General features: G+C 71.2%; 6 protein-coding genes. 5 read left to right on the top strand and 1 reads right to left on the bottom strand.

Features of this window, described 5'->3' with window-relative positions; all coding sequences use genetic code 11:
* Window positions 1-81: 81 nt before the first annotated feature.
* A complete protein-coding gene (locus tag CCN44_RS37325) occupies window positions 82-675 on the top strand; it encodes a hypothetical protein (RefSeq protein ID WP_086703210.1) in 594 nt (197 codons plus the stop codon).
* A 22-nt stretch (window positions 676-697) separates the two neighbouring features.
* Here the strand turns inward: CCN44_RS37325 and CCN44_RS37330 are convergent, their stop codons facing one another.
* The gene (locus tag CCN44_RS37330; protein ID WP_086703213.1) at window positions 698-2,269 is read right to left on the bottom strand and encodes an FAD-binding oxidoreductase; all 1,572 of its coding nucleotides are present in this window, start codon (window positions 2,267-2,269) and stop codon (window positions 698-700) included.
* A gap of 322 nt (window positions 2,270-2,591) precedes the next feature.
* Between CCN44_RS37330 and pstS the strand changes: the two genes are divergently transcribed.
* From pstS to pstB, 4 genes are all read left to right on the top strand, one after another.
* Window positions 2,592-3,722 carry a phosphate ABC transporter substrate-binding protein PstS gene (gene pstS / locus CCN44_RS37335; protein ID WP_059255122.1) on the top strand — a complete coding sequence of 377 codons (1,131 nt, stop codon included), beginning with the start codon at window positions 2,592-2,594 and terminating at the stop codon, window positions 3,720-3,722.
* Between the two features lie 115 nt (window positions 3,723-3,837).
* A complete protein-coding gene (gene pstC / locus CCN44_RS37340) occupies window positions 3,838-4,842 on the top strand; it encodes a phosphate ABC transporter permease subunit PstC (RefSeq protein WP_059251193.1) in 1,005 nt (334 codons plus the stop codon).
* Window positions 4,839-5,900 (top strand): phosphate ABC transporter permease PstA, encoded by a 1,062-nt coding sequence (pstA, locus tag CCN44_RS37345; protein WP_059251195.1) that lies wholly within the window; start codon window positions 4,839-4,841, stop codon window positions 5,898-5,900. Before pstC ends, pstA begins: the two co-directional genes overlap by 4 nt.
* A 48-nt stretch (window positions 5,901-5,948) precedes the next feature.
* Entirely contained in the window at window positions 5,949-6,725 is a 777-nt protein-coding gene (gene pstB / locus CCN44_RS37350; RefSeq protein ID WP_059251197.1) for a phosphate ABC transporter ATP-binding protein PstB, read from the top strand.
* The last annotated feature ends 191 nt before the right edge of the window (window positions 6,726-6,916 follow it).

Consider the following 6,916-nt stretch of genomic DNA (forward strand, 5'->3'; position numbering starts at 1 on the left):
CCCACGCGCACCGCGGTGCGAAGTCGGGAGCGTGATCCGGCGGCCCCGCCGCTACGCTCCCGCGCATGACCGGGCACCCACGTGCACCCCGCGACCCCGTGTCCCGTCCGGCCGGCGCACGACGGCGACCCCGGCTCCTCACGGCCGGCACCGTCCCCCGGCACTCCGGCCGGCCTCGCCCCGCTCGGCCCGCCGGAGTGCCACGGCGGCCCCCGCGGCCTGCTCGGCCCGGACGCCGTGCGGCAGCGGGCGGTGCGCGAGTACGACGCGCTGCGGGGCGCCTGGGAGGACCTGGTCGCGGTGCACCCGCCGGCCCGGCCGCTCGGCGAGTCCGTCGCCCGGCACGAGGCCGGCCCGGACGGCTGTCCGTCCGCCCGGGCGAAGGAGGGGCACCTGCTCCAGCCCCCGGTGCAGGCGGTGGCCCGGCGGGCGGTCGCCGGTGACCCGCACTTCGGCCGGGCCTTCCTGACCACCGACCCGGTGGCCTGCTTCGCCCGGGACCACGCGGCGGCCCGGGAGGTCGCGCTGCGCACCGCCATGGCCGGGCACGCCCCGCTCACGCTCGACGGCCGCCGGCGGGACGGCGGCGGCGAGGGCTACGGGGAGTGGGCCGACGGCCGGCTGGAGCACCTCGACCCGGAGGCCGTCGTGGTCGACGTGCTCTGCCACCGCTGACGGCCGCCCGCCGCGGCGTTCGCTACAGACCCTGCGCGTAGGAGAAGAAGCGCTGCGGGTCGTACTGCTTCTTCACCTTGGCCAGCCGGGCCGTGGCGTCCCCGTAGTACGCCTTCTTCCAGTCCTTCAGCGTGGGGTCGGTGTAGTTCTGGTAGGCGGCGCCCGAGGCGTACGGCCGCATCGCCTTGTGGGCCGAGGCCAGCCAGGTCTGGGCCGTGCCGCCGGAGGCCCCCGCGCCCCAGGAGACGAGGTACTGGGCCAGCATCCGGGAGCGGCGGTGGACGAAGGCCGTCGCGGTCGGCGAGACCCGGTTGACCGCGCCGCCGAGCGCGGTGAACGCGATGCTGGCCCCGCCGCCCCGCACCGAGGCGATCTGCTTCAGCACGGTCTGGATGCCGGCCGCGGACAGCGAGCGGTCGAAGAAGTCGGAGCGGGCCGCGTACGTCTCGCGGCCCAGCTTGCCCTGCGGGGAGCGGCCCGGGGTCGAGCCCGGCAGATGGCACTGGGCGTCGGTGGAGAGGGAGGAGCAGCCGGCGTAGATCTCCATGGCCTCCTCGTAGCCCCGGCGGCGCAGGGAGACCGAGGAGGCGTTCGCGCCGGCCAGGTGGGCCAGGCGGTCCACGGCGTTCTGCAGCTCGCGGTAGGTGCCGAGGGAGAAGCAGGCCACGGAGACGGTCGGGGTGCGGCCCGGGGAGCAGGCCAGGTGAAGGGACGACCAGATCTCGTCGGGCTGCTTCGGGCCCCATTCCTGCCAGGCCCTGAGCACCTTGGCGGCCTTGGACCAGGGCCAGGTCAGGTAGGCGGTGACCGCCTGGGGCGCGGCGTGGGTCTTGAAGTGCAGCTCGGTGACGACGCCGAAGTTGCCGTTGCCGGCGCCGCGCAGCGCCCAGAACAGGTCGGCGTGGTGGGTGGCGTCGGCGGTGAGCTGGGTGCCGTCGGCGGTGATCAGGGTGGCCTGGGTGAGGCTGTCGCAGGTCAGGCCGTAGGCGCGGGAGGCGACGCCGTGGCCGCCGCCGAGCACCAGGCCGGAGACGCCGACGGTGGGGCAGGAGCCCGCGGGTATGGTCACGCCCTTCGCGGCCAGCGCGCGGTAGACGTCGATCAGCTTGGCGCCGGCGCCGACGACGGCCTGGCCGCCGCTCGCCCGGACCCGGTTCAGTTTCGACACGTCGACGATCAGCCGGTTGTCGCCGGAGGAGTAGCCGGCGTAGGAGTGGCCGCCGTTGCGGATCGACACCTTGAGGTGGTGGGCGCGGGCGTAGGCGAGGGTGGTGCGGATGTCGGCGGGGTGCGCGACGTAGGCCACCGCGGCCGGTTTCAGTCCGTCGAAGCGGGTGTTGTACAGCTGGTGGGCGGTCTTCCAGGTGGCGTCGCCGGGCCGTACGAGGGTGCCGTCCAGGTCACGGGCGAGGGCCGCCCAGTTCGCGGCGACGCTCGCGCTGGTGGTTTTCATGGCCGTGAGCGACGATGAGCGCGTCGGCGTACCGGTGTGCGCCGCCGCCGGGGCGGACGAGCCTCCGCCCGCACCGCACGCGGTCAGCGCGGTCGTCGCCAGGGCGGCCGCCCCGCCCGAGATGAACGTACGCCGTTCCATGTCCGTCGCCTTTCCTCGGCTCTCGTGGAACGAGACGGCGTGCCACACCCCGGGGTTCCGTCGAACGGGCACACGATCCTCGCACCCCTGTCCGCGCAACCCGGTCGTCGGAACCTCCACGTGCTCTCCCCGTAAGCATTCCGTGACCTCACCGGGCTGACGGCAGGGGTTCACCCCCCGTTCACTTCCGGCCATCGGCGGCTTCACCTGTTCTGCCTAATTTCGGCCGTACCGGGTGCCCGGGCGGCCATGAATGCGCTCACGCACCCCTATGACCTCGCGCGCCGCCGACAGCGGCGGCTCCTGGAAGGAACTCCCGAAAGTGAAGCTTCAGCGCAAGAACCGGCTGCGCGCCCTCTCCCTCGGTGCTGTCGCCGTCTCCGGCGCCCTGGCCCTGACGGCGTGCGGCTCCGACGACAACGGCAACGGCGGTACGTCGGGGGGCTCCTCCGCGTCCGCCAAGGCCGGCTCGATCAAGTGTGACGACGCCAAGGGTCAGCTGCTCGCAGACGGCTCCTCCGCGCAGAAGAACGCGATCGACGCCTGGGTCAAGGCGTTCTCCCAGGCCTGCGGCGTGCAGATCAACTACAAGGGCGGCGGCTCCGGCGCCGGTGTCACCGCGTTCACGCAGGGCCAGGTCGCCTTCGCCGGTTCCGACTCGGCGCTGAAGCCGGAAGAGGTCGCCGCCTCCAAGAAGGTGTGCAGCGGCGGCCAGGGCATCGACCTGCCGATGGTCGGCGGCCCGATCGCCGTCGGCTACAACGTCCCCGGCGTCGACAACCTGGTCCTGGACGCCCCGACGCTCGCCAAGATCTTCGACAGCAAGATCACCAAGTGGAACGACCCGGCGATCGCCGCGCTGAACAAGGGCGTGAAGCTTCCCGACCTGAAGATCCAGGCGTTCCACCGCTCCGACGAGTCCGGCACCACGGACAACTTCACCAAGTACCTGATCGCCACCACCCCGGAGAACTGGAAGTACTCCGGCGGCAAGGCCTGGCAGGCCAAGGGCGGCCAGTCCGCTCCGCAGTCCGCGGGCGTGGCCCAGCAGGTGAAGCAGACCTCCGGCGCCATCGGCTACTTCGAGCTGTCCTACGTCAAGGACGGCATCAAGTCCGTGTCCATCGACACCGGCGCCAGCAAGCCGGTCGCGCCCAGCTCCGAGAGCGCCACCGCCGGCATCGCCGCCGCGAAGGTCGTCGGCACCGGCAAGGACCTGGCGCTCCAGCTGGACTACAAGACCAAGGCCGAGGGCGCCTACCCGATCACCCTGGTCACCTACGAGATCGTCTGTGACAAGGGCAACAAGGCGGACACCCTGCCCGCCACCAAGGCCTTCCTGCGCTACATCGCCGGCGAGGACGGCCAGAAGGTCCTCGCGAGCATCGGCTACGCGCCGGTGCCCGACGAGATCATCGCCAAGGTCCGCACGACCATCGAAGGCCTGAGCTGACCTGACCCGCAAGTGCGGCCCGGTACCCGACAGGGCCGGGCCGCACCGTCCGGTGCACCGCCGCCACGAGCCGGACCCCCTTCGGGGGGTACGGCTCCGCAGACCGGAGAACCCGATGGACATATCGACGACAACCGACGTACCTCCCCCCGCCTCCCGGCCCACGGTCGCCGAGCGCAAGCGCGCGGCCCGCGGCGCCACCCGCCCCGGTGACCGGATCTTCCTGGGCCTGTCCCGCGGCTCCGGCATCCTGCTGCTGGCGGTCATGGCCGCGATCGCGGTCTTCCTCACCTACCGCGCGGCCCTCGCGATCAGCAAGGACCACGGGAACTTCCTGACCACCTTCGAGTGGAACACCAACATCCTCGAGCCGAAGTTCGGCATCGCGGTGCTGGCCTTCGGCACGATCGTCTCCTCGGTCATCGCCATGGTCATCGCGGTCCCGGTCGCGGTCGCCATCGCGCTGTTCATCACCCACTACGCGCCGCGCCGGATGTCCGGCCCGGTCGCCTACGTGATCGACCTGCTCGCCGCCGTGCCGTCCATCGTCTACGGCCTGTGGGGCGCGCTCGTGCTCGTCCCGAACATGAACGGCCTGTTCGGCTGGCTCAACGACTTCTTCGGCTGGTCCGGCGTCTTCTCCTGGGACGAGGGCGCGCCCCGCTCGATGCTCACCGTGGGCGTCCTGCTCGCGATCATGATCCTGCCGATCATCACCAACGTGAGCCGCGAGGTCTTCCGCCAGGTCCCGCAGATGCACGAGGAGGCGGCCCTGGCCCTCGGCGCCACGCGCTGGGAGGTCATCCGCATGTCCGTGTTGCCCTTCGGCCGCTCCGGCGTGATCTCCGCCTCCATGCTCGGCCTCGGCCGCGCGCTCGGCGAGACGATGGCCGTCGCCACCGTCCTCTCCCCGTCCTTCGACATCCAGGCCAGCCTGCTCAACCCGGGCGGCGGCACCTTCGCCCAGAACATCGCCAGCAAGTTCAGCGAGGCGAACGAGTTCGGCCGGGACGCGCTCATCGCGTCCGGTCTGGTCCTGTTCGTCATCACCCTGCTGGTCAACGGCGCGGCCCGGCTGATCATCGCCCGCCGCGCGGAGTACTCGGGGGCCAACGCATGAGCACCGCAGCCGTCACCGACAAGCGCCCCAGCACCCTGCGCGCCGCCAGCCTGCCGAAGTGGACGCCGTGGGCGATCGCCGCGGGCTCCCTCGCCCTGGGCATCGGCATCAGCCTGGCCGCCGGCCTGCACAGCAGGATCCAGTGGGGCCTGATCGCCGCCGTCCTCTTCGTCCTCGGCACGTTCGGCGTCGCCGCCCGCGTCGAGGGCCGCCGGCAGGCCAAGGACCGGGTCGCGACCAGCCTCGTCTGGGTCGCCTTCCTGCTCGCCGTGATCCCGCTGGTCTCCCTGATCTGGGTGACCGTCGCGCGGGGCGTGAAGGTCCTCGACCTCTACTTCCTGACCCACTCGATGGGCGTCGTCGCCGACACCGAGCCCGGCGGCGGCATCTACCACGCGATCATCGGCAGCCTGGAGCAGGTCGGCCTCGCCACGGTCATCGGCGCCCCGATCGGCGTGCTCACCGCGATCTACCTGGTGGAGTACGGCCGCGGCCGGCTCGCCAAGGCCGTCACGTTCTTCGTCGACGTCATGACGGGCATCCCGTCGATCGTCGCGGGCCTGTTCATCCTCAGCCTGATGCTCATCTTCAAGATGCAGCCGTTCGGCTTCGCCGGTTCGCTGGCCCTGGCCATCCTGATGATGCCGGTCGTCGTGCGGTCCACCGAGGAGATGCTCAAGCTCGTCCCGAACGAGCTGCGCGAGGCGTCCCTGGCGCTCGGTGTGCCGAAGTGGCGCACCATCCTGAAGGTGGTCCTGCCGACCTCCATCGGCGGCATCACCACCGGTGTCATGCTGGCGGTCGCCCGTATCGCCGGTGAGACCGCGCCGGTGCTGCTGCTGGTGTTCGGCAACCCGTTCATCAACAACAACCCCTTCGAGGGCGCGCAGGCGTCGCTGCCGCTGTACATCTACCAGCAGTTCGCGAACAGCGCGGGCTCCGGTGCGGCGTACGACCGCGCGTGGGCGGCGTCCCTCACGCTGATCGCCTTCGTGATGATCCTCAACCTGGTGGCCCGCGGGATCGCCCGCTGGAAGGCCCCGAAGACCGGTCGCTGAGCGCGGCCACCCAGCGACCGAGCTTGAATTTCTGGAAGTGAAGCAGACATGGCCAAGCGAATCGACGTCAGCGGACTGACCGCTTACTACGGCTCCCACAAGGCGATCGAGGACATCTCGATGACCGTCGAGCCGCGCTCGGTGACGGCGTTCATCGGGCCCTCGGGCTGCGGCAAGTCGACGTTCCTGCGCACGCTGAACCGTATGCACGAGGTCACGCCCGGTGGCCGCGTCGAGGGCAAGGTGCTGCTGGACGACGAGGACCTGTACGGCGCCGGGGTCGACCCGGTGTCCGTCCGCCGCGAGGTGGGCATGGTGTTCCAGCGCCCCAACCCGTTCCCCACGATGTCGATCTACGAGAACGTGGCGGCGGGCCTGCGGCTGAACGGCACCTACAAGAAGTCGGAACTGAACGACATCGTCGAGCGGTCGCTGAAGGGCGCGAACCTCTGGAACGAGGTGAAGGACCGCCTGAACAAGCCGGGCTCCGGGCTGTCCGGCGGTCAGCAGCAGCGGCTGTGCATCGCGCGGGCGATCGCGGTGGAGCCGAAGGTGCTGCTGATGGACGAGCCGTGCTCCGCGCTGGACCCGATCTCCACCCTCGCCATCGAGGACCTGATCGGTGAGCTGAAGGAGCGGTTCACGATCGTCATCGTGACGCACAACATGCAGCAGGCGGCGCGCGTCTCGGACCGTACGGCGTTCTTCAACCTGGCGGCCGTGGGCCAGCCCGGGCGGCTGATCGAGATCGACGACACCGAGCGGATCTTCTCCAACCCGTCCGTCCAGGCCACGGAGGACTACATCTCCGGCCGCTTCGGCTGACGGACGCTGCCGCTGCGGCTTGGCCGGGCGGCTGCCGGACCCCTCGCGGTGCTGCATGGCGGTGCCACCGTGAGGATGCAGAAGGGCCCATCCCTGGCTTTCGGGGGTGGGCCCACTGCGTTGCCACTGCGTTCGGCTTTGGCCGCGGGGGGCTTCGGGGCTTCGCCCCTCGCCCCGTCTCTCGCCCACCC

It is taken from the genome of Streptomyces tricolor (assembly GCF_002155905.1).
GTDB classification, from domain to species: Bacteria; Actinomycetota; Actinomycetes; order Streptomycetales; family Streptomycetaceae; genus Streptomyces; species Streptomyces tricolor.

Excerpts from the sequence above, each read along its gene's own strand:
- CCN44_RS37330 (WP_086703213.1), bottom strand. The coding sequence starts at position 2,269 with ATGGAACGGCGTACGTTCATCTCGGGCGGGGCGGCCGCCCTGGCGACG.
- pstC (WP_059251193.1), top strand. The coding sequence starts at position 3,838 with ATGGACATATCGACGACAACCGACGTACCTCCCCCCGCCTCCCGGCCC.
- pstA (WP_059251195.1), top strand. The coding sequence starts at position 4,839 with ATGAGCACCGCAGCCGTCACCGACAAGCGCCCCAGCACCCTGCGCGCC.
- pstB (WP_059251197.1), top strand. The coding sequence starts at position 5,949 with ATGGCCAAGCGAATCGACGTCAGCGGACTGACCGCTTACTACGGCTCC.